This window comes from Spirillospora albida, from assembly GCF_000718255.1.
Lineage (GTDB): Bacteria > Actinomycetota > Actinomycetes > Streptosporangiales > Streptosporangiaceae > Spirillospora > Spirillospora albida.
This window is the reverse complement of the sequence record NZ_JOFJ01000006.1, coordinates 23499-43390: the sequence shown is the minus strand read 5'-3', so window position 1 is coordinate 43390 and position 19892 is coordinate 23499. Positions and strand designations below refer to the sequence as shown.

The following is a 19892-nucleotide window of genomic DNA, read 5'->3' as shown; positions in this document are numbered from 1 at the left end:
GATCGTGGAGAACCGACGCAAGGTCATCGATGAGCTCGACCTCGGGGTCGAGCGGATCACCGCGACGCTGTCCCGGCTGAGCGCCGCGGAGCTGCGCGCGCCCTCGGCCCTGCCGGGCTGGACGCGGGGGCACGTCGCCGCGCACATCGCGCGCAACGCCGACTCGCTCTGGAACCTGCTGGAGTGGGCGCGGACGGGCGTGGAGATCCCGCAGTACCCGAGCGTGGCCGTGCGGAACGCCGACATCGAGGAGGGCGCCGGGCGCAGCGCCGAGGCGCTGATCGAGGACGTCCGGACGTCGCAGGCGCGGTTCTCCGCGCACGCGCGGGGCCTGCCCGAGGACGCCTGGGACGCCGAGGTGCGGGCGATGCAGGGCTGGGCGCATCCCGCCTGGTACCTCCTCTGCCGCCGGTGGAACGAGGTCGAGGCCCACCATGCCGACCTCGCCGCCGGGTACGGGCCGGCGGACTGGCCCGAGTCCTACGTGCGGTGGGCGCTGGGCAGCACGCTCACCGACCTGGCGGCGCAGCCGCCGGAGCGGTGGGGCGCGCTCGCCGGGTTCCGGCTGACCGCGACCGACTCCGGGGAGTCCGCCCGCCTCGGGTGGAGCGAGGGCGGCCCGGAGGCCGCCGGGTCGGGCCGGGCGCTGCTGGGCTGGCTGAGCGGCCGCTCCGACGGCGCCGGGGTGCACCTGCGCCAGGACGGCGCGCTCCCGGTCCCGCCGGACTGGCCGCATCCCCCCGCGGGCTTCTAGCCCGAGTCCAGCCACTGGTCGAGGGAGCGGGCGCGGCGGGCGTCGTCGGCCGCGGCGGCGTGGTCGCCGAGCGCCAGATGGGACCGGCGGCGCAGCTCCAGGGAGCGCCGCAGGCCCCGGTGGTCGTCCATGTCGCGGCGGATCTTGATCTCGTCGCCGAGGTGCCGGGCGGCGCGCGCGTGCCCGCCGAGGAGCTGCGCCGCGCGGGCCATGGTGTGCAGGGCGCACGCCTGCTCCCGGGCGTCGCCGAGCTCGGCGGCGAGGTCGAGGGCCGCGCGCCCGGTCTCCAGTGCCTCCTCCGGACGCCCCAGGTCGAGGTGGATGTCGGCGAGGTGGACGAGCGCGGTGCCCTCGCCGTGCCGGTCGCCGACGTCGCGGAGCAGCCGCAGCGACTCCAGCTCCATCGCGAGCGCCTCCCCGGGGCGGCCGCTGCGGCGCAGGACCGCCGCGAAGGTGTCCATGCCGACGCCCATCCCGTACCAGTCGCCGCCCGCCTCCCGGATCCGCAGCGCCTGCCGGGCGGCGACCTCGGCGTCGCCCGGCAGGCCGAGCCGCAGGTAGGTTCGGGCGAGGCTGCCGAGCGTCCCGGCCATGCCGCTCCGGGCGCCGAGGTGGTGCCACAGGTCCAGGGCCTCCAGCCCGAGCACGAACGCCTCCTGCGGGCGGCCGAGGCGCCGCATCACCACCGACAGGTGCTCCAGGTCGTGCGCCTCGCCCTGCCGGTCGCCGATCTCGCGGCGGATCTCCAGCGCCCGGGTGAGGAGCTCGCGGGCCTCGTGGTAGCGGCCGAGGCGCCAGTGGACGATGCCGGTCTGCGCGAGCGCCTCCGCCTCGCCCTGCCGGTCGCCGGTATCGCGGTGCAGCCGAAGCGCCTCGCCGCAGTGGGTGAACGCCTCCGCGAACCGGGTCGCGTCGCACATCAGCATGCCGAGCACGGTGAGCGCGCGGGCCTCGCCGTGCCGGGCGCCGAGCGCGCGGTAGTCGTGCAGCGCCCGCTCGGCGTCCCGCCGGGCCAGGTCGCGCAGGCCCAGGGCCGCGTTCATGCGGGCGAGCTCGGTGAGCGCCTCCGCGGCGCCGTGCCGGTCGGCCACCTCCTGGCGCTGGGAGAGCGCCTCCAGCGCGTTGGTCAAGGCCTCGTGGACGTTGCCGCGGTTGCGGTGGATCCGGGCGAGGGTGAGCAGGGTCCCGGCGGCGCCCCGCCGGTCCCCCGAGCGGCGCCGGACGTCCAGGGCGCGGCGGGCGTGCCGCAGCGCGGGCTCGTCCGCGCCGAGCCCGAGGTGCGCGCGGGCCAGGATGTCGTGGTCCCGGGCGACGCCCGCGACGTCCACCAGCTCCCGGTGGATCTCCAGGGCGCGGCGGGCGTGGTCGATCGCCGTCGGGTAGCGGCCGAGCGCGGTGTGCACGTCGGCGAGCGTGGCGAGCACGACCGCCTCGCCGCGCGGATCGGGCGGGTCGGCGGCGCGGAACGCGCGCCGGGCGTCCTCCCCGTACCCGATGGCCTGGACGGAGTTGCCCTGCTCGAAGTGCGCGACGGCGAGGTCGTGCAGCATGACGGCGACGGCGCCCCAGTCGTCCTCGCTGCGGGCGGCGCGCAGCCCCGCCAGGCACACCGCGATGACGTCCTCGCTGTTGCGGCGGAATTCGGCGGAACCGAACAGGGCCCCCGCCAGCTCCCAGCAGGTGCGGTGCAGGCCGAGCCGCGCGGCCTGCTCGACCGCGGCGACCAGCGTGCGGCGCTCCGCCTCGAACCAGGCCGGACCGGCCGTCCGCGCGGCCGCCAGGTACGCCGCGAGCAGCCGCCGCCGCGCGGCGAGCCGGTCGCTGTCGGCGTCCTCCCGGAGCCCCTGTTCCCGGGCGAAGTCGCGCAGCAGGCCGTGCATCCGGTACCGGCCCGGCCCGGCGTCGTCGACGAGGGACGCCTGCCGCAGCGCGGCCAGGCACGCGGCGGCCTCCTCGGGCGTCCCGTCCAGCAGGGCGGCCAGCGCGGCGGGCGTGACGTCCGGGCCGGGGGTGAGCCCGAGCCGGCGGAACGCCCGGCGCAGATCGCGGCGCAGGCCCCGGTAGGCGACGTCGAAGGTCGGGCCGGCCCCCCGGTCGGCCAGCTTCCGGACGACTCCGGCGACGGACGCGCCCGGGTCCTCGGCGAGCCTGCCCGCCATGACCGACAGGGCCAGGGGGAGGCACCCGCACTCCCGGGCCAGCCGCACCACCGCGCGGTCCTCGGACCGCAGCCGGGGATCGGACCGTCCGACGACGCCCGCGATGAGGTCGACCGCCTCTTGCGTCCCGAGCTCCCGCAGCTCCAGCGTCCGGACGTCGGCGCCGTCGAGCAGCACCGGCAGCCGCCGCCGGCTCGTCACGACCACCAGCCCGGACGCCGCCGCGGCGAGCAGCGGCCGGATCTGCCCGGGGTCGGCGACGTCGTCCAGGATCAGCAGGATCCGCTTGTCCGCCAGCAGCGACCGGCACAGCGCCGCCAGCTCCGCCGCCGTGCGCGGGAGCTGGTCGCCCGGGACGCCCGCCCGGCGCAGCACCTGCCCCATCGCCTGCGCCGCGGTGACCGGGCCGGGGGTGGTGCCGCGCAGCTCCGCGAACACGACCCCGTCGGGGAACCGGTCGGCGGCGCGGTGCGCCCAGTGCAGCGCGAGGGCCGTCTTCCCGACGCCCGCCATGCCCTGGACCACCACGGCGCGCGGCCACTCCCGCTGCGCGACGAGGAGGTCCAGCTTGCCGAGGCTGACGGCGCGTCCGGTGAAGAACGGCGGCGCGGGCGGAAGCCGCCGCCCGAGCGGGCGCGCGGCCGGGGGTGCGGCGGACGCGGCGATCCCGGCCGGCACGCCCGCGCGCCGCGCCGGGGCCGCACGGACCGGCACGGTCCGGTCGCGCACGATCCGGTCGGGCACGATCCGGTCCGGCGGCGCGGACCATTCGTCCCCCCACGGCCGGGCCGCGCGCCGCAGTCCCTCCCAGTCGAGGATCGTGAGCGGGCGGGGCCGCCGGTCGAGGATGCCGCGGGCCCGCCACAGCCGGAACCAGCGCACCAGCGTCTCTCGGGAGATCCCGGCCCAGTTCGCCAGGTCGCCCTGGCTGAGCCGGACCGGGATCTCCCGGCCCCGCGACGTGGTCTCCCCGAACCGGTGCGCGAGCTCCAGCAGGTGGTGGGCGAGCCGCTGCGGATGGTCGGCGGCCCGCACCGCGTGCCGCCGGCCGCCGTGCCCCGCGCTCTCGGCGAGGGCGTGCATCATCGCCTCCGCCACGCGCGGGTTCGCGGCCAGCAGGCTGCGCCACTGGCCGCCGTCGACCCGCAGCGCCGCGACGGGCTCCAGGGCGGCGACCGTCGCGCGCTGCGGATGCCCCCACGGCCCGAGGACGCCGACGACGTCGCCCGCCCCGTACAGCTCGATGATCGACTCGTCGCCCTCGCTGGAGCCGACGTACTCCTTCGCGACCGCGTTGCCCGCCGCCCGCGCCCGGAACACCACGTAGACGGCGGGAGCGGTGGCGCCCTGGTGGCACAGCGTCCCGCCGGGCGGGACGTCGGCGCGCCGGCCCATCGCCCGCAGCGCCTGCCGGTCGGTGGGGGCGAGCAGGTCCCAGAAGCTCCCGGACCGGACGTCGCGGTCGAACACGGGTCACCCGCCCGTCATCGCGGCGGCGAGCGCCCAGAACAGGAACAGCACCGCCGACGCCACCGCCCACGCGAGCGCCAACCAGGCCAGTGCGCCGCAGCGGTGCGCGGCGGCGAGCAGCCGCCGCAGCTCGGCGTCGCGCACCCGCTCGTCGAGGGCCGCCGCGGACGCGAACGGCGTCCACGGCACGGACGGGTCGAGCGGCGCGCCCGTGCGGCTCCGGACGTCGCACAGCGCCCGGATCAGCGTCCGGCGCGACCGGACGGCGTAGCCGGCGGAGATCGCGGCGGACCCGGCCGGCACCGGCAGGAGGGCGAGCGCCAGGACGCCGGGCGCCCCGGCGGCGAGCCGGGTGCAGGTCCCGACCAGTACGAGGGCGAGCAGCATCGCGGCGATCGCGGCGTCCTGGCCGCAGAGCCGGACCAGCGCGCAGGCGTGCCCGAGGAGGTCCTCGGGCGTCTCCCTGCCCGGTCCGGGACGGAACGCGGCAACCAAGGTGTCACCGTCCTCACGGGGTCGATCCGATCTTCCGCTCCCATGGTGCGGCGGAGAGCGGCCGCCGTCCGCGCACGAGTGCACGTTCGGGCTGAGTCGCGTGACGCAGTCGCGGAGCGGTTCCCCCGGGCGGCCCGGCGCGGGGTGCCGCGGGCGGGGATGCGGGAGGATGGACCGTTCGCATCACCCCGCGGGAGGATCACCATGAGCTATTCGGGGAACGTCGAGGCCGGCGGCCGGCCCGACGTCCGCGAGCTGCCGGGCCTCTCCGTCACCAAGGTGGCGGTCGGCCCGTACGACAACAACGCCTACATCCTGCGCTGCGCGGCGACCGGGGAGCGGCTGCTGATCGACGCGGCGAACGAGGCGTCCCGGCTGCTGGAGCTCATCGGTGACGGCCCCCTCGCCCGGGTCGTGACGACGCACCGGCACCAGGACCACTGGATGGCGCTGAGCGAGGTCGTCCGGGCGACCGGCGCCCCCGTCGTCGCGCACCACCGGGACGCGGAGGCGCTCCCGGAGCCGGTCGCGGAGCCGGTCGAGCACGGCGCGACGGTCCGGGTCGGCGACGCGTCGCTGGAGGTGATCCACCTGCGCGGCCACACCCCGGGCTCGATCGCCCTGCTGTACGACGCGGGCGGCGCGCTCGCCGCCCGCCCCCACCTCTTCACCGGCGACAGCCTGTTTCCGGGGGGAGTCGGGAACACGTGGGGGGATCGGACGCTGTTCGAGCAGCTCCTCGCGGACGTGCAGGAGCGCGTCTTCGACCGGCTGCCGGACGCCACCTGGGTCTACCCCGGCCACGGCAAGGACACCACCCTCGGCCGCGAGCGCCCCAGCATTCCCACCTGGCGCGAGCGCGGTTGGTGATCAGCGGGCGGGCGGGGCGGGCCGCGGCGGTCCCGGGCCGGGAGGCCGCCGCGGCCCGGTGGTACCGCTGGGTGCATGTTCGCGCGGGTGATGGCGTCCAGCGCCCCGAACGGCTTCCACATGGCGCCGTCGGTCGCGCCCGGCCGCCCGGCGCGCCGAGGCGGCCGGCGGCTACCAGCCCGGGGGCAGCGAGGTGAAGTCGGGGTCGCGGCCCTCGGCGAACGCCGCCAGCGCCTCGGCGTTCGCGGGGCCGCCCATGAGCCGGACGAAGCCGTCGTTCTCCCGCTCCCGGGCCCGCCGGATCTCCGCCCGCAGCGGCGCGGTCATGTCGCGCTTGACCTCGCGCAGACTCGACACCGGCCGGCTCGCCAGCGTGGCCGCGACCCGGCGCGCCTCCGCCATCAGGGCGCCGGGCTCGCAGACCCGCCAGACCAGGCCCATCTGCTTCGCCTCGTCCGCCGGGATCCACTCCGCGGAGAGCAGGATCCAGGCGGCGTTCTGACGGCCGACCAGGAGGGGCAGCAGGTAGCTCGACGCGGCCTCCGGCGCGACGCCCAGGCTGGTGAACGGGGTCTTGAGGCGGGCGTCTCCGGACATCAGGACCAGGTCCGCGAACCCGATGACGGTCAGCCCGATCCCCAGGCCGAGCCCGTTGATCGCCAGTACCAGGGGCTTGTCGAACGCCTCCAGCGCGTCGATGAGCCCGATGAACCCGTGCCGGCCGGGCGTGAAGTCCGGGTTCGCGATGCGCTCGCCCATCTCCACGAGATCGGTGCCGGCGCTGAAGGCGCGGCCGCTGCCGGTCACCAGCACCACCGCCACCGCGGGGTCCTCGGCCGCTTCCAGGAGCGCGTCCGCGAGCGCGTCGTACAGGGCCTCGTTGAACGCGTTGAGCGCGTCCGGGCGGTTCAGCGTCAGCGTCCGGACGCGGCCGGCGTCCTCGGCCAGCAGCACCGGGGCCTTCGCGGTCATCGCCGTCCCTCCGTCCCGAGCACCAGGTCCGCGCACCGCTCGCCGATCATGATGGAGGGCGCGTTGGTGTTGCCGCCCGTCACGGTCGGCATGACGGACGCGTCGGCGACCCGCAGGTTGTCGACGCCGAGGACCCGCAGCCGCGGGTCGACGACGGCGCGCTCGTCGGAGCCCATCCGGCAGGTGCCGACCGGATGGTAGACGGAGTGCACGATGTTGGGCAGGAAGCGGCGCAGCTCCGCGGGGTCGGTGTACTCGGGCCCGGGACGGATCTCGCCCCGGTTGTCGCCGGTCCCCGCCATCACCTGCCGCGCGATCGAGATCCCCTCGAGCAGCACGTCGGCGTCCTTGCCTGCGGAGAGGTAGGCGGGGTCGATGAGCGGCGGGAGCGACGGGTCGGGGCCGGCGAGCCGGACCGTCCCCCGGCTCTCCGGGTAGATGAGCGTCGGGAAGACGCTGAGGCCGGGTCTGGTCGTGGGCGGGCGCACCGGCTTGTCGCCGTCCTGGTTGGGGAACGGGTAGACCCAGTACAGCGCCATCACCTGAAGGTCGGGGATCGCGCCGGACAGCGACGTCCGGACGAAGGCGGTGGCCTCGAACTGCGAGCCGCTGGCCCAGCCGGACCGGCGCAGCCGCGCCTGCGCGAGCCCGCGCAGGAAGTACGCCGGCGTCGGGCGGCGCAGCGCCGAGTCCATCCGGAAGGAGACCGGCACGAACAGGTGGTCGTGCAGGTTGTCGCCCACCGGCAGGTCGCTGACCACGTCGATGCCGTGCCGCCGCAGGTGCTCCGCCGGGCCGATCCCGGACAGCTGCAGCAGCTTGGGCGAGCCGAACACGCCGGCGGAGACGATCACCTCGCGGTCGGCGGCGATGACCTGCCTGTCGCCGTCGGCTCCGACGACCTCGACGCCGGTGGCGCGGCTGCCGCTCAGCACGAGCCGGGTCGCCGTGGCGCCGGTGAGGACGAGGAGGTTGTCCGGCGGGTCGGTGCGCAGGTAGGCGCGGGACGCGGAGTAGCGGACGCCGCGGTCGGCGCTGAGCTGGAAGACGCCGACGCCCTCCTGCTCGGGGCCGTTGTAGTCGTCGAGGAACGGGACGGCGAGCCGTTCGGCCGCGGCGTCGATGAAGCCGCGGGACGCCTCGGTGAGGTCCTTCTGGCGGCGCACCCTGACCGGCCCGCCCGCGCCCCGCACGCCGCCGCCGCCGTCCTCCCAGTCCTCGAGGCGCTTGAAGGCGGGCAGGACGTCGTCGTAGGCCCAGCCGGCGGCGCCGTCCGCGGCCCAGTCGTCGAAGTTCCGCCGGTGCCCGCGGACGAACAGCATGCCGTTGACCGAGCTGGAGCCGCCGAGCACCCTGCCGCGGGTCTGCGGGATCACCCGTCCCCACGCCGATGTCTGCGGCACCGACTTGTAGCCCCAGTCGACGAGCCTCTTCAGCTGCGGGGTGGACAGCATCACCGCCACCGCGCCGGGGATCTCCAGGAGGTTCTTCACGCCGCGGGCGGTGTCCCGGCCGCCGGCCTCGACCACCGCCACGCTCGCCCCGCTCTCGGCGAGGCGTCGCGCGACCGCGCACCCGGCGCTCCCCGCCCCCACGACGACGTAATCGGCTCGGACCACGAGCACCTCCCGGCGCGTACACCTGATCGGACACGTGTCCAGTCACTATTCCAGAAAAATAGAACAGGTTCTAGTGGATCTTCCGCTGAGCGGGAGCGGGCGCGCCGCTCGCGGGGTCAGGCCTTGTGCGGGATCTGGTTGACGGTGCCCCCGTCGATGACGAACTCGGACCCGGTGGCGTACGACGACTCGTCGCTGGCGAGGAAGAGCACGAAGGACGCGACGTCCTCGGGCTGCCCGGGGCGGCCGAGCGGGATCGGCACCATGTCGTCGGGAATGCCCTCGGTGATGGGGGTGCGGATCAGCCCGGGATGCAGCGAGTTGACCCGGATGCCGTGCGGGGCGAGTTCGACGGCGACCGACTTGGTGAGGCCGCGCAGCCCCCACTTCGACGCCACGTAGCCGTGCGCCCAGGAGGTGCCGCGCAACCCCTCGATGGACGAGTTGTTGATGATCGAGCCGCCGCCCGCCGCGATCAGCGCCTCGGTGGCGGCGCGGATGCCGAGGAAGGGGCCGGTGAGATTGACGTCGATGATGTGCCGCCACTTCTCCAGCCCGAACCGCTGGATGGCCGCGCCGTTGGCGATCCCCGCGTTGTTGAACAGCACGTTCAGGCCACCGAACTCGCGGACGGCGGTCTCGACCGCGGCCGTCCAGTCCTCGGCGCTCGTCACGTCCAGGTGGATGTAGCGGGCCGCGTTCCCCAGACCGTCCGCGACCGCCGCGCCCTCGTCGTCGAGGATGTCGCCGATCACGACCCTGGCGCCCTCGGCCGCCAGTGCGCGCGCGCTGGCCGCTCCGATGCCGCGCGCGCCACCGCTGATCAGGGCGACCTTCCCGTCCACACGTCCCATCGCCTGTGTCCTCTCTGTCAGCGGGTCATCTGTCGCGCATCGGCCAGGGCCGCCGCGAAGACGCCGCGCGCGGTGTTGAAGGGCAGGTCGAGCGGCGTCCGCAGGCCCGGCGGCGCCGCGACGACGTCGGGGATCGCGTTGACGATCCGCCCGGCGCCGGACGCGATCGCGGAGTGGTTGTGGTCGCCCCTGGCGCTGGTCGGGCAGACGTCGACGCGGTAGGACGGCTCGCCGGTGATCTCGACGCGGTAGGAGCCGCCCTCCTGCGCCGGCTGGGGCCAGTCGGGGCGCAGGTCGCCGCGGAGCCGGTTGGTGTGGTCGATGACCAGTACCTCCCTGCCGGCGACGACACCGCGGATCTGGAACCGCATGGCCGCCACCCCGCCCGCGGGGATGTGCCCGGCGGCCACGTCGAACGCCTCCGGCGCGGGCTCCAGCTCGAACCACTCGGTGATCTCGTCGAGCTCGAGACCGAACCCGCGGGCCAGCATCCGGAGGCTGACCCCCCAGGACGCCGCGAGCATGCCCGGCCGGAACATCGGCGCCGTGTCCCCCACCGGCCGGCCGAAACCCATGAAGCCGAAAAGCACCGGGCCGCCGTCGTAGCTGGCGTAATCGGCGATCTCCGAGCAGCGCACGTGCTCCACCCGCTGGCACGTGCTGGCGATCGCGAACGGCAGCAGGTCGTTGACCCACCCGGGATCCACACCGGTGACGAACAGGCTCGTCCCGCCCTCCCGGCACGCCTCCTCGACGGGCCCGATCATGCGGTCCGGCAGCAGTCCCCACGGGTGGATCAGCGGCACCGGGGAGGACGCCACGACATCGCTCCCCGAGGCGAGGATCCGCCGGACGTCTCCGAGCGCGCCGGACAACCGGGTCTCGCCGATCGCGCAGTAGGCGGTGCAGTCCGGCCGCAGGGCCAGTGCCGCGTCCAGGTCGCCGGTGGCCGTCACACCGGTGACCGCGTCCAGGCCGGCGAGCTCGCCGGCGTCCCGGCCGACCTTCTCCGGGCTGGACACCACCAGCCCGACCAGCTCGAACCGGGGGTCCTCGATCAGCTGCGACAGGACGATGCGGCCGACGTTGCCGGTCGCCACGTGCAGAACGCGGATGGCCATGGTCCTCCTCGTCCGGGAAGCCGGCACCGCGGCCGGCCGCGATCGGCTGGCCACCTGCCTGGACAGGTGTCCAGGCTAGCGTCCGCTCCCCCCTCCCCGCAATGGCCTCCGTCGTCCGCGCGGTGAGGCCCGGCGCCGCCCTACCCGGCGCCCTGGCCCACGGAGATCCGGCTCGCGCACTCCCTGCCGGGCCGGACGCCGAGCTGGACCTTCCACATCGCCTCGGCGAGCGCGTTGAACTGGTACAGCAGGGCCCGCTGAGCGGGGACGTCCCCCGCCTCCGCCGCCACGGCCGCGTGCTCGGCCACGATCGCCAGGCGGTTGACGCGGCATGCCAGGAGGTGCCCGATCGGCCTCGCGCGCACGCTGTCCCGCAGCGAGTCGAGCAGGAGGCGCTCGGCGGCGCCCAGCTCGGCCATGACCTCGTCCGTCGCCCTCCGCAGCTCCGTTCCGCCTCCGCCGCCGGACGGCGCCATGGCCAGCAGCCGCAGCCTCGCGAGCGCGGGCAGGCAGAGCCGGTGCTGCTCGCGCAGGCGCCGCTCCAGGTTCACCGGCCGGCCTCTGCCGGCCGTCCGGGCTCCGTGGTCGCGTGACCCGTTCATGCGTCGTCCCTCCGGGATTCGTCGCCGCCCTGGTCCAGCCGGAACGGCGGGTAGGCATCGGTCATCAGCAGTACGTACGCCGCGACCCGCATCGTCCAACGCTGCATGCCCATGACGAAGTCGAAGATCCCGCGCAGGTAACGCGCGGTGAACAGCAGGCCGACGGCCGCGATGAGGACCAGCAGGCCGATCAGGCCCGGCGACCGCCACGCCCAGTCCTCCTGGCCGGCGGCGCCGAGCCCCCCGGAGAACGCCGCGAGGATCAGCAGGTGGGGGACGGCCAGGAGCCACCACTTCACCAGGACCAGGCCCCGGGACAGCCGCCCGGGGAAGTCGATCTGGAGACGGGCCGGATAGTCGGCGACGTCCTGGAGGGTGAAGGGCGGGTACCGGTCGGTTCCCAGGGCTCCGTAGCCGTAGAACGCCACCCGCCAGAACCAGCGCAGCACGCCGACGTTGAAGTCGAAGATCGAGCGGGGGTAGCGGCCCGTGAACAGGACGGCGAAGAGCGCCACGACGGTCAGGACCGCCAACGCGAGCCCGAGGAAGAGCAGCACGACGTAGTGCGGGATCAGGAGCAGCCACTTCACCAGCCACAGCCACCGTGACAGCGGCTCGTCCAGGCGCCCTTCGACACGAACCGGCGTCTGCCGACCGTTCATGTCCCCTCCTTCGCTCGCGGCCCGGCGACCCACGGGCGGGGCGCGACCGGACGGCCCGCCGCCCTCCACCCTCCGCCGACGGGCGGCGGCGGTGTAGGGCGGCTGGTCCGTCCCTCCACGGGCCGAAGGTCCTCACACCGCGCTCGCGGCGGCGACCGCCGTCCCCTCGGCGACGACCTCGACGCCGATCCGCGGCGGATCGATGATCGAGTTGCGCACGGCGCAGCGCCGGACGGCGTCCAGGAGCCCGTCGAGCACGGCGCCCCGCACGGCCAGGGGCGGCCGCACCGCCAGCGCGATGCGCGACACCCCGGCGAGGGCGCCCTCGCCCATCGCGAAGTCCGCGGTGACCTCCAGCCCGCCGGCGGGCAGTCCCAGCCGCCGCAGGTGGCCCCGCGCGCAGTGGGCCGCGCACGCGGCGACGGACGCCACGAACAGCTCGACCGGGGTGGGACCGGTGTCCGTGCCTCCCGCCGAGTACGGCTGATCCACGGAGACCACGTGGTCGCGCAGCACGACGGCGAAGGCGTCACCCTCACTGTGGACGACTCTGATCTCGGTCATCACGCCACCTCCTCCCATGGGTAATCGCTCGTCACCAGAAGCCTTTCCACGGGGCTTCCCGGGAATCGAGCCGAAGGTCCCGAGCCGCGGCGGCAGGCGGGACGTTGGTCCCGGCGCGCGGTGACCGAAGGCCCGTGGCCGCACCGCCCCCACCGGGGACAACATGAATGTGGCACCCACCGATGGGGATGGGACCAGGAACCGGAGCGAATGATTCGGCGGCATCGCCCGCACGACCCACCGTCGCCAAGACGGAGCACACCGGCTCCCGCGAGCCTCCCCACCGGGGGTGTCCCCGGACTCCGAGCGGAAGGAGGCACCACGAGAGCACTGGAGCGCCACAGGCGGCACGTGGTCTTCCCCGGCCTGTTCGGTACCGACGACATCGAGGCGTCCCTCGACAAGGGCGTCCTCGCGGTCCAGGCGCCGATGCCGAGGGCCGCCGAACGCGAGACGAAGCGGATCACCATCGCACGGTGACGCGGTGACGCGGGCACCCGATGGGCCGCGATCCTCCGGAGGTGATGTCGCGAACGCCGAAGGCCCGGCACCGGCCGGGCCTTCGGCGTTCTCACCCGCGGATCACTCCTCGGCGCCGCCTCGCGGCACCACGACGACGGGGCAGTGCGCGTGACGCAGCACCGCGTGGCCGAGGCGCCCCAGCGCCATGCCCGCCGGGCCGTGCCCGCGGTGGGCGCCCACCACCACGAGCGCGGCGTCCTCGGAGGCGTCCACCAGGGCCTGCGCCGGTGGACGGTCGGAGATGTCGCGCACCACCGGGACCTCGGGGAAGCGTTCCCCGAACCCCGCCAGGGCCTCCGACAGCTCCATGTCCTCGGTCACCCGGACCCGGGGGGTGCCGAACTCCGCCCCAACGGCGTGCAGCGCGACGATCCCGGCCCCGCTCGACGCGGCCTCGGTGAAGGCCCAGTCGAGGACCGCGTTCTCGTCGTGCCGGCCCTCGATCCCGACCACGATCCTCGCGGGCGCGTCGGCGGGATACCGCGCGGCGCGGGAGACCACGAGGACCGGGCACCGCGCGTGCACCACCGTGTGGACGCCGACGGATCCCAGCAGCAGCCCGGCGAACCCACCGAGCCCGCGCGATCCGACGGCCACCAGCGAGGCGCGCCCGCTCTCCTCCTCCAGCGCTCGGCGCGGGTCGTGCGGCACCAGCCGCGTCGTGACGTCCAGGCCCGGGTGCGTCTTGAGCGCGTACCGGCACGCCTCGGCGAGCATGTCCTCCCGTTCGGCGACCAGATGGCGGAGCGCGTCCTCCGGGACGCTCCCGTCGGGCAGCAGCGCCCGGGAGCCGTGCACGAGCAGCAGCGGGAGACGGTGCCGGACGGCGTGTTCGGCCGCCCAGTCCAGGGCCCGCCAGGCATGCGCGGAGCCATCGATGCCCACGACGATCGGTGCCGGCATGGTCCTTCCCTTCTGAGCCGTCTCGAGCCTTCCTTCCGCCCAGCGTGGAGGCGAAACCGGTACCATTTCCGGCATTCCGCGGCGGGGCGGGAAACAGGCCGTCCGGGGGCGGAACAAGCGGCGTGAAGTGTTCGTTTCTCCAACCACCACGTCACCGACCTCGGGGCCAAGACCAGGAGCGACATCATTCCCATCCGCGATGACGTCGATCCCCTGCCCGCGCTGCGCTATCCGGCGAGCGCGCTCGTGCTGGTCGCCGGGCTGCCCGGGGCCGGAAAGAGCACGTTGCTCGACCGGCTGTACGGGCTGCGGGGCGACGAGACGGGTCCGGCCGTGTGCGGCCCCGTCCGGGTGATCGACTCGCGCCAGGCCCGCAACTGGTGGGACCTGCGGCTGGCCGCGGTGCCGCCGCGGCTGCGGGTGCCGCTCGTCAACGGCACCCACGTGTGGCGCATCGCGCGCGCCGTCCGGGCTGGCCATCCCGTGGTCGCCCACACCCGCGGGACGTGGCCGCTGCTCCTGCACGGGTTCGCGTGGCTGGCGCGGCGGCGGGGCGGCGCGGTGCACCTGATCCTCATCGACGTCGACCCGGCGACGGCCCGCGCGGGCCAGCTGTCGCGGGGCCGCGTCGTGGCACCCTCGGTGTTCGCCCGGCACTGCCGCCGCTGGACGCCGCTGATGGAGCGCGCCCGCACGGGCGCCCTGCCGCCCGCCGCGGGCGTCACGGTGCTGACCCGGTCCGCCGCCGCGGGCCTCGACAAGATCGAGTTCGATGTGCCCGCTCACGGGGTCCGCTAGGCGGGGGCGAGGGTGGCGCCGCGCAGGGTCGTGTAAAAGGGGCTCGATCCGGCGAAGCCGGGGCCCGTCTCCTCACCGATGTAGAGGTCCGCGCGGCCCTCGCCGCCGTGGCCGGGGCGGAACACGTCCGTGACCGTCCAGCGGGCCTGCCGGAACCGCGCGCAGGCGCCGGCGGGCGTCGGGCGTCCGTTCCCGTCGCGCCCGCAGCCGGTGATCAGGAACCGCTGCCCCCGGGCGAGGACGGACCGGTCGACGGCCGCCGACTCCCAGGGGCGCAGCGGAAGCCCCCGCGAGTCGCGGGTGGTCTCGTCCAGCCAGAACCCGACGCCCGTCGCCCAGTTGAGGTACCGGCCCCTGTTCGGCCCGGACGTCAGCCGTCCGCTGCCCTCCATCCGGACGACCTTCAGGAAGTCCTCCGGATAGGAGCCGAGCGGATCCCGGCCGTTGGAGCAGCGCGGGCGGGGGCAGCCCCGCACCGCCTCGGCCCTGCCCTTGTAGAAGCTCTGGACGGCCGTGTAGTACGTCGTGATCCGCCAGCCGCCGGGCCGCCCCAGCAGCGGTGAGGCCGTCGGAGACGGGACGGACGGGCGGGACGGCGACGGGGACGCGGCCGCCGGCGGGGCGGCGGTGGGCGGCACCGCCACGGACGCGCCCTCGGCCGCCTGCCCGCAGCCCGCGGCGGCCAGCAGCGCGAGGACGGCCGCCCCCTTCGGCCGCACGGTCAGTGGCCCCGCTCGATCCAGGCGTCCAGGTGGGGTGCCTCCGCGCCGATCGTGGTGCTGTCGCCGTGCCCCGTCCGGACGACCGTCTCCGGCGGCAGCGTCAGGAGCCGGTCCCGGATCGACGCGATGATCGTCGGGAAGTCGGAGAACGACCGCCCGGTGGCGCCCGGCCCTCCCTGGAACAGGGTGTCGCCGGAGAAGACCGTGCCGAGCGCCGGTGCGTGCAGGCAGACCGCGCCGGGGCTGTGGCCGGGGGTGTGCAGGACGGTCAGCTCCGTGCCCGCCACCGTGATCACTTGGCCGTCCGCGAGGGCGCCGTCCGGATCGCGGCCGGGGTGCCTCCGCTTCCACAGCATCAGGTCGTCCGGGTGCAGCAGGACGCGCGCGCCCGTCTCCGCGGCCAGGGCGGGGGCGGCGTCGATGTGGTCGTCGTGCCCGTGCGTGGACACGATCGCGACGAGGCGGCGGCCGCCCAGCGCGGCGGCGATCGCGGCGGCGTCGTGCGCGGCGTCGATGACGATCGCCTCGGCGTCGTCGCCCACGATCCAGACGTTGTTGTCGACGTCCCAGGTGCCGCCGTCCAGGGAGAACGTGCCGGACGTGACGAGGTGGTCGATCCGGGCCGCCATCAGAGGACCACCACCGAGCGCAGGACGTCGCCGTGGTGCATCTTCTCGAACGCGGCCTCGACGCCGTCCAGCGGGATCGTCTCGGACACGAACGCGTCCAGGTCGAGGCGGCCCTGGAGGTACAGGTCGACGAGCATCGGGAAGTCGCGGGACGGCAGGCAGTCGCCGTACCAGGACGACTTCAGCGTCCCGCCGCGCCCGAACACGTCCAGCAGCGGCAGCTCGAGCCGCATCTCGGGCGTCGGGACGCCGACGAGCACCACGGTGCCGGCGAGGTCGCGGGCGTAGAACGCCTGCTCGTAGGTCTCGGGGCGGCCGACCGCGTCGATCACGACGTCGGCGCCGAATCCGCCGGTCAGCTCCCGGACGGCCGCGACGACGTCCGCGTCCGAGCCGTTCACGGTGTGGGTGGCGCCGAGCGACGTCGCGGTGGTCAGCTTGCGGTCGTCGATGTCGATGGCGATGATCTTCGCGGCGCCGGCCAGCCGGGCGCCGAGCACGGCCGCCGCGCCGACGCCGCCGCAGCCGATGACCGCGACCGAGTCGCCGCGGCCGACCCCGCCGGTGTTGATCGCGGCGCCGAGTCCCGCCATCACGCCGCAGCCGAGCAGGCCCGCGACCGCCGGCTTCGCCGACGCGTCGACCCGGGTGCACTGACCGGCCGCGACGAGCGTCTTGTCGGCGAACGCGCCGATGCCGAGCGCCGGGGACAGCTCGGTACCGTCCTCCAGCGTCATCCGCCGCGTCGCGTTGTGCGTGTCGAAGCAGTACCAGGGCCGTCCCCGCAGGCAGGCGCGGCACTGCCCGCACACGGCCCGCCAGTTCAGGACCACGAAGTCGCCGGGGGAGACCTCGGTGACGCCCTCCCCCACGGACTCCACGACGCCGGCGGCCTCGTGGCCGAGCAGGAAGGGGAAGTCGTCGTTGATGCCGCCCTCGCGGTAGTGCAGGTCGGTGTGGCAGACCCCGCACGCCTGGACCTGGACGACCGCCTCGCCGGGCCCGGGATCCGGAACGGTGATCGTCTCGATCCGCACCGGCTGCCCCTTGCCCGGTGCGATGACCCCGCGTACCTGCTGCGCCATCCTCAGCCCCTTCGCCGTGGTTCGTCCCCCGACCCTATAGAGGCACGCTAGAGACCGTGCGGCGCGGCGCTCAGTTCCGTCCCGTCCTGCGGGACGACGCCGGACGGGTGCGCGAGGCGGGTAGGCGCCGTCCGGCCGCGCAGGACGACCTCGTTCCCGAGCGTCCAGTGCGCGGCCTCCTCGGCACCGGCCTCCGCGACGGCGGACCCTGCGGCCAGGACGCGCTCGGGCGTGCCCTTCGCGAGATCGGTGAGGCGCGCCGCCTCGTTCACCGGGTCGCCGATCACCGTGTACTCGAAGCGCTCCTCGGCGCCGATGTGCCCGGCGACCGCCTCGCCCGCCGACACGCCGATCGCGGCGGACAGCGCGGGCACCTCGTCGCGGAGCCGGCGGGCCAGCTCGCGGGCGGCGGCGAGGGCGCGGCCGGGCGCGCCGTCCAGGGACAGGGGCGCGCCGAAGACGGCGAGGGCGGCGTCGCCCTCGAACTTGTTGATCCAGCCGCCGTGCGCCCCGACGGCCTCGACGACGACGGCGAAGAAGTCGTTGAGCAGCGCGACGACCTCGGCGGGCGGCCGGTCGGCGGCGAGCCGCGTGGAGCCGATGATGTCGACGAACAGCACCGCGACCTCGCGCGTCTCGCCGCCGAGGTCGATGCCGCGCTCCAGCGCGACCCGGGCGACGTCCACGCCGACCTGGCGGCCGAACAGGTCCTGGAGCCGGGCGTGCTCGCGCAGCCCCGCCGCCATGTGGTTGAACCCGGCCTGCAGCAGCCCGACCTCGCTGCCGTCGTAGACGGGGACCTCGACGTCCAGGTCGCCGCGCTCGATCCGGGCGAGCCCGAACCGGACCGACTCGACCGGGTCGGCGATCGCGCGGGCCGCGACGTAGGTGATGCCGAACCCGACGATGAGCGCGCCGCCGCCGAGGGTGAGGACGGCGAAGGCGAACTCCCGGACGGTGACCTTCGCGATCAGGAAGGTGCCGATGGCGAGGCTGATCAGCCCGAGGATCGGCATGGCGGTGCCGAGACCCCAGGCGAGCACGGACCGGGCGACGATGCCGGGCAGCCCGGTGCGGCGGGGCGGCCGGCTGCGCAGCGCGGTGGTGACCGAGCGGCGCAGCAGCCGCTCGGTCAGCAGGTACACGACGGTGCACGTGGTGATGCCGCCGAGCAGGCCGGTGAGGCCCAGCTTCATCGCCCACAGCGGTTCGAACGGGACATTGATGACGATCCAGCCGAGGGTGCCGATCCCCCACAGCGTGAGGTGCAGCCCCATCAGCCGCAGCGGCGCGTAGAGCAGCAGCGACCGCTCGTGCCGGTCGGGCTCCTCGTGCTTTTCCACGAGCCGCCGGACGCGCCGGAAGAACCGTCCGCCGAGCAGCAGCCCGGCGGGGACCGCCGCGAGGACGTACGCGGTGGACATCGCGACGTTGACCATCCGGAGCCGGTCGGAGATGTCGCCGACCGGGTCCGGCACGACGAGCGCGAACACCAGGACGACGAGGGCGCCGCCGAGGTTGGCGAGGCCGGTCGCGACCGTGACCAGCAGCCGCGCGCGGCGCACGATCCGCTCCCGCGAGTCGTCCGGCGGCCCGTCGATCAGCCGCCAGAGCGGCCCGAGGACCCGGCGCCGCAGCCGCACGGCGGGGGGATCCAGCTCATCGGCGTCCATGACGGTGCAGGGTATCCCGTGGCGCTTCAGGCGAGTTCTTCGATGAACGCGGCGAGCTGGGTGAGGTTGCGGCATTCGTACATGCGGACGAGCTCGCCGTAGCGGGACGCGGCGGAGTCGCCGGTGTCCCACGAGCGGCGGGGCTCGGGGTTGAGCCAGTAGGCGTGCCGGGCCTTGTCCACCATCGTCTTCAGGATCGGCAGGGACAGCTCGCCGTAGTTGGAGCGGGCGTCGCCGAGGATCAGCAGGGAGGTCTTCGGGGTGATGGCGTCGCCGTACCTGCGGTCGAAGACCTTGATGGCGTTGCCGTAGTTGGAGCGGCCGGTGATCCAGACGAGGTCGGCCTCGCTCGTCATGCGCGTCATGGCGTCGGCGACGTCCACGCCGGGCGCGAAGTACTCGGTGATCTCGTCGGTGGCGTCGATGAACGCGAACGCGCGGACCTTGCTGAACTGCTCTCGCAGCGCGAACGTCAGCAGCAGCGTGAAGTGCGCGAACGCGGAGACGGAGTCGCTGGCGTCGCAGAGGATGACGAGTTCCGGCTTGTGGGGGCGGCGCGGCCGGTGGTGGGTGGTGAGCGGCACTCCCCCGCTGGCGAGGGACGCGCGGACCGTCCGGCGGAAGTCGAGCCGGCCGCGCCTGCCGTGCCGCTGCCTCTGGACGAGCCGGGTCGCCAGCCGCCGGGCCAGCGGGTACACCTCGCGGCGCAGCGCGGCCATGTCGGCGCGGCTCGCCGAGTTGAAGTCGAGCCGTTCGAGCGGCGGCCGGACGGCGAGCCGCGCGGTGCGCTCGACGCCGGTGTCCTCGGCGATGCGGCGGCGGACCTCGGTGGCGACGAGGTCCTCGAACCGGGTGATGCGCTCGTCGAGCGTCCTGCGCGCGACCCGCTCGGCCATCCCTCCGCGCTCCTGCCCGTTCAGGACCGCCTCCAGCAGCGACGCCATCAGCGTCCGGGGCGACATGGCCCGCAGGACGCCGGACGAGAACCAGGAGTCCTGGCCGGGGGTGCGGCCGAAGCCGGCGACGGCCGTCCGGGCGAACTGCCGCAGGCCCGCGTCGTCGCCGGTGAGGAGGAGCTCCCGCAGCTCGTCGCGGAGGTCCCGCACCTCGGGGTCGAGGGCGGGCGGGAGCGGAGTGCCGTCGTCCTGCGTCGGGCGCTGCGGGCGGGCGGCGGGCGGCGCCGCGCCGTCCCCGACGGCGGCGGGGAACCACAGGTCGAAGAGGGTGTCGAAGGTGGCGCGGTGCGCCGGCCGCTTCACCACCGTGGCGGCGTAGGCGGCGCGCAGCGCGTTCCGGTCGAGCAGGTCGACGACCTGCATGGCGCGGACGGCGTCCAGGCCCTCGGCGACCGACACCGGCATCCCGGCGTCGCGGAGCGCGGCGACGAACCCCGTGTGCCGGTCGACGAGCGAGCCCAC

Annotated in this window: 19 protein-coding genes; 4 read left to right on the top strand and 15 right to left on the bottom strand. The window is 75.1% G+C overall.

Annotated features, from left to right (window positions below):
• Positions 1-4 precede the first annotated feature (4 nt).
• The gene (locus tag IE99_RS0110445) at positions 5-754 is read left to right on the top strand and encodes a maleylpyruvate isomerase family mycothiol-dependent enzyme (RefSeq protein ID WP_245623152.1); all 750 of its coding nucleotides are present in this window, start codon (positions 5-7) and stop codon (positions 752-754) included.
• Here the strand turns inward: IE99_RS0110445 and IE99_RS0110440 are convergent.
• Positions 751-4383: a tetratricopeptide repeat protein gene (locus IE99_RS0110440; RefSeq protein WP_030167431.1), complete on the bottom strand. Its 3633-nt coding sequence runs from the start codon at positions 4381-4383 to the stop codon at positions 751-753. The genes IE99_RS0110445 and IE99_RS0110440 overlap by 4 nt on opposite strands.
• Before the next feature lie 3 nt (positions 4384-4386).
• Complete coding sequence (locus tag IE99_RS0110435) at positions 4387-4878, bottom strand: hypothetical protein (protein ID WP_030167428.1); 492 nt, start codon at positions 4876-4878, stop codon at positions 4387-4389.
• A 204-nt stretch (positions 4879-5082) separates the two neighbouring features.
• Between IE99_RS0110435 and IE99_RS0110430 the strand changes: the two genes are divergently transcribed.
• The gene (locus tag IE99_RS0110430) at positions 5083-5748 is read left to right on the top strand and encodes an MBL fold metallo-hydrolase (protein WP_030167426.1); all 666 of its coding nucleotides are present in this window, start codon (positions 5083-5085) and stop codon (positions 5746-5748) included.
• A 171-nt stretch (positions 5749-5919) separates the two neighbouring features.
• Here IE99_RS0110430 and IE99_RS0110425 read toward each other — a convergent pair whose 3' ends face one another.
• The 7 genes from IE99_RS0110425 to IE99_RS0110395 all read right to left on the bottom strand — a co-directional run bounded on the left by IE99_RS0110425 (position 5920) and on the right by IE99_RS0110395 (position 12142).
• Complete coding sequence (locus IE99_RS0110425) at positions 5920-6720, bottom strand: enoyl-CoA hydratase/isomerase family protein (RefSeq protein WP_037559096.1); 801 nt, start codon at positions 6718-6720, stop codon at positions 5920-5922.
• The gene (locus tag IE99_RS0110420; protein WP_030167420.1) at positions 6717-8339 is read right to left on the bottom strand and encodes a GMC family oxidoreductase; all 1623 of its coding nucleotides are present in this window, start codon (positions 8337-8339) and stop codon (positions 6717-6719) included. Before IE99_RS0110420 ends, IE99_RS0110425 begins: the two co-directional genes overlap by 4 nt.
• Positions 8340-8455: 116 nt before the next feature.
• Positions 8456-9193, bottom strand: a complete 738-nt coding sequence (locus tag IE99_RS0110415) for a glucose 1-dehydrogenase (RefSeq protein WP_030167416.1) — start codon at positions 9191-9193, stop codon at positions 8456-8458.
• A gap of 17 nt (positions 9194-9210) precedes the next feature.
• Positions 9211-10314, bottom strand: coding sequence for an NAD(P)H-dependent amine dehydrogenase family protein (locus tag IE99_RS0110410; RefSeq protein WP_030167413.1), 1104 nt, complete (start codon positions 10312-10314; stop codon positions 9211-9213).
• 140 nt (positions 10315-10454) lie between these two features.
• Positions 10455-10916 (bottom strand): hypothetical protein, encoded by a 462-nt coding sequence (locus tag IE99_RS0110405; protein ID WP_157610195.1) that lies wholly within the window; start codon positions 10914-10916, stop codon positions 10455-10457.
• The gene (locus tag IE99_RS0110400) at positions 10913-11578 is read right to left on the bottom strand and encodes a DUF4389 domain-containing protein (protein ID WP_037559094.1); all 666 of its coding nucleotides are present in this window, start codon (positions 11576-11578) and stop codon (positions 10913-10915) included. The genes IE99_RS0110405 and IE99_RS0110400 overlap by 4 nt, the downstream gene beginning before the upstream one ends.
• Before the next feature lie 132 nt (positions 11579-11710).
• Positions 11711-12142 (bottom strand): OsmC family protein, encoded by a 432-nt coding sequence (locus tag IE99_RS0110395; RefSeq protein WP_051712364.1) that lies wholly within the window; start codon positions 12140-12142, stop codon positions 11711-11713.
• A gap of 351 nt (positions 12143-12493) precedes the next feature.
• On the opposite strand from IE99_RS0110395, the gene IE99_RS33390 reads away from it, so the two are divergent.
• Positions 12494-12622, top strand: a complete 129-nt coding sequence (locus tag IE99_RS33390; RefSeq protein ID WP_281176518.1) for an Hsp20 family protein — start codon at positions 12494-12496, stop codon at positions 12620-12622.
• A gap of 102 nt (positions 12623-12724) precedes the next feature.
• Here IE99_RS33390 and IE99_RS0110385 read toward each other — a convergent pair whose 3' ends face one another.
• Positions 12725-13567: a universal stress protein gene (locus IE99_RS0110385; protein WP_030167400.1), complete on the bottom strand. Its 843-nt coding sequence runs from the start codon at positions 13565-13567 to the stop codon at positions 12725-12727.
• Between the two features lie 246 nt (positions 13568-13813).
• Here IE99_RS0110385 and IE99_RS0110380 point away from each other — a divergent pair, with 246 nt between their 5' ends.
• A complete protein-coding gene (locus IE99_RS0110380; RefSeq protein WP_245623151.1) occupies positions 13814-14365 on the top strand; it encodes an ATP-binding protein in 552 nt (183 codons plus the stop codon).
• On the opposite strand, the gene IE99_RS0110375 is transcribed toward IE99_RS0110380, so the two are convergent.
• The 5 genes from IE99_RS0110375 to IE99_RS0110355 are packed head-to-tail and all read right to left on the bottom strand — an operon-like array spanning position 14362 to position 19892.
• Positions 14362-15084 carry an RlpA-like double-psi beta-barrel domain-containing protein gene (locus IE99_RS0110375; RefSeq protein WP_030167395.1) on the bottom strand — a complete coding sequence of 241 codons (723 nt, stop codon included), beginning with the start codon at positions 15082-15084 and terminating at the stop codon, positions 14362-14364. The genes IE99_RS0110380 and IE99_RS0110375 overlap by 4 nt on opposite strands.
• A 2-nt stretch (positions 15085-15086) precedes the next feature.
• The gene (locus IE99_RS0110370) at positions 15087-15716 is read right to left on the bottom strand and encodes an MBL fold metallo-hydrolase (protein ID WP_030167392.1); all 630 of its coding nucleotides are present in this window, start codon (positions 15714-15716) and stop codon (positions 15087-15089) included.
• Positions 15716-16801, bottom strand: a complete 1086-nt coding sequence (locus IE99_RS0110365) for an S-(hydroxymethyl)mycothiol dehydrogenase (protein ID WP_030167389.1) — start codon at positions 16799-16801, stop codon at positions 15716-15718. The genes IE99_RS0110370 and IE99_RS0110365 overlap by 1 nt, the downstream gene beginning before the upstream one ends.
• 47 nt (positions 16802-16848) lie before the next feature.
• A complete protein-coding gene (locus tag IE99_RS0110360) occupies positions 16849-18474 on the bottom strand; it encodes an adenylate/guanylate cyclase domain-containing protein (protein WP_051712363.1) in 1626 nt (541 codons plus the stop codon).
• 26 nt (positions 18475-18500) lie between these two features.
• Positions 18501-19892: a vWA domain-containing protein gene (locus tag IE99_RS0110355; protein ID WP_030167383.1), complete on the bottom strand. Its 1392-nt coding sequence runs from the start codon at positions 19890-19892 to the stop codon at positions 18501-18503.

Excerpts from the sequence above, each read along its gene's own strand:
- IE99_RS0110360 (WP_051712363.1), bottom strand. The coding sequence starts at position 18,474 with ATGGACGCCGATGAGCTGGATCCCCCCGCCGTGCGGCTGCGGCGCCGG.
- IE99_RS0110405 (WP_157610195.1), bottom strand. The coding sequence starts at position 10,916 with ATGAACGGGTCACGCGACCACGGAGCCCGGACGGCCGGCAGAGGCCGG.
- IE99_RS0110425 (WP_037559096.1), bottom strand. The coding sequence starts at position 6,720 with ATGACCGCGAAGGCCCCGGTGCTGCTGGCCGAGGACGCCGGCCGCGTC.
- IE99_RS0110400 (WP_037559094.1), bottom strand. The coding sequence starts at position 11,578 with ATGAACGGTCGGCAGACGCCGGTTCGTGTCGAAGGGCGCCTGGACGAG.
- IE99_RS0110365 (WP_030167389.1), bottom strand. The coding sequence starts at position 16,801 with ATGGCGCAGCAGGTACGCGGGGTCATCGCACCGGGCAAGGGGCAGCCG.
- IE99_RS0110370 (WP_030167392.1), bottom strand. The coding sequence starts at position 15,716 with ATGGCGGCCCGGATCGACCACCTCGTCACGTCCGGCACGTTCTCCCTG.
- IE99_RS0110415 (WP_030167416.1), bottom strand. The coding sequence starts at position 9,193 with ATGGGACGTGTGGACGGGAAGGTCGCCCTGATCAGCGGTGGCGCGCGC.
- IE99_RS0110385 (WP_030167400.1), bottom strand. The coding sequence starts at position 13,567 with ATGCCGGCACCGATCGTCGTGGGCATCGATGGCTCCGCGCATGCCTGG.
- IE99_RS0110395 (WP_051712364.1), bottom strand. The coding sequence starts at position 12,142 with ATGACCGAGATCAGAGTCGTCCACAGTGAGGGTGACGCCTTCGCCGTC.
- IE99_RS0110410 (WP_030167413.1), bottom strand. The coding sequence starts at position 10,314 with ATGGCCATCCGCGTTCTGCACGTGGCGACCGGCAACGTCGGCCGCATC.
- IE99_RS0110430 (WP_030167426.1), top strand. The coding sequence starts at position 5,083 with ATGAGCTATTCGGGGAACGTCGAGGCCGGCGGCCGGCCCGACGTCCGC.